The organism is Bartonella sp. ML69XJBT (genome assembly GCF_028618515.1).
In the GTDB taxonomy this organism is placed as follows: domain Bacteria; phylum Pseudomonadota; class Alphaproteobacteria; order Rhizobiales; family Rhizobiaceae; genus Bartonella.
In genome coordinates, this window is the sequence record NZ_JAQITB010000116.1 from 1 (window position 1) to 1,220 (window position 1,220).

The following is a 1,220-nucleotide window of genomic DNA, read 5'->3' on the forward strand; positions in this document are numbered from 1 at the left end:
ATTGGGATTGGCTATAATCACATCGGCTGGGCGCCCAAAAACTTCTCCTGGACCATTTAAGGCACTTCTATTACCACTGGTTACTTCATTTAAAATGACCTTCGCAGAACCCGTAACACGCAAATGCGGATTGCCCGGCATAATGCCACCCAATTGCGATTGCCCTACTTCACTCGCATGATTGTTCCAAATAACACCAGAATGACCAATATTAAAATCGTAATATTTATTGTGTGATAAACCACTGCTGTTTGGCGTGACAATATCAATGGAGGGGACCCCATTGGGCGCTGCTACAATATCAGGACGATGGGCGCTACTAGCTCCTGGATCAACAGCAATTTGTGCATGCAACATTGAAGGTGCTAAAAAACAAGAAAAACCAATTCCCCCAAATAAAACCTTTTTGAGCATCGTACTGGAAACGAGAACCTCTAATAAAGTGGCTCTTTGCTCTCTCTTCTTATATCCCATGCTTATACTCCCCATCGCTCGATCAATTTTACTAGATGTTTAAAGATCCATTGTTAATGTCATAAAAAATGTGCCTGACTTTTTGTGCTTAACCGTACTCCAGAAAATATTGGAATAACTCGCATCAAGAGAAACCACGCCCCCTGCAAGCTTGACGCCTGCTGTCCAACCGGCAAGCTGTTCATTGGTAAAACCATACAAAGGTTGTGCAAAAACACGACCATAATCCAAACCAACATAAGGGCGTAGCTCTCCCAAAGTCTTTTGAACAACCCCGTTGTTGCGCCACGGAATGGTACGCAACAACAAATCATTACGGATAAAAAAACCGTTATTGCCAAAAATCAAACTCTCGCGTGTTCCACGAACATTGGAAGATCCCCCCAACGAAATCTGCTCTGCGCCCAATAAATTATCTGGGGAATATTGCCCACTCAAAAGATTGCTTAAGAGAAAATTCCACTCACCCACCTTAAAGGGCGTCATAACACTGATCGTACCAGTAAATTTGGCAAATTGAGGCTCCGCATCACCTGCTCCTGGGGCATGTTTTTTTACAGAATGAAATAAACTTAGTCCTTGCAAATAACTGGCATCAAAAGTCCAAGTCCCCCCTAACATCTGACGAGAATGCGAAATGCCAAAATTGGCTACGCTATATTGACGGCTTCCCACCTCTATCTTATTGCCAAGAAGGTAATTGTTGGTTCTTTTATAAGAAAGACCCACATTGAGCGTTGTCAGCG

General features: G+C 43.1%; 2 protein-coding genes. Both read right to left on the reverse strand.

Features of this window, described 5'->3' with window-relative positions; all coding sequences use genetic code 11:
- On the reverse strand, nucleotides 1-474 hold a 474-nt coding region (locus tag PVV68_RS10400), incomplete at its 3' end, for a filamentous hemagglutinin N-terminal domain-containing protein (protein ID WP_273783038.1).
- 39 nt (nucleotides 475-513) lie between these two features.
- Nucleotides 514-1,220, reverse strand: a 707-nt coding sequence (locus tag PVV68_RS10405; RefSeq protein WP_273783039.1) for a ShlB/FhaC/HecB family hemolysin secretion/activation protein, incomplete at its 5' end; no start/stop codon positions are given.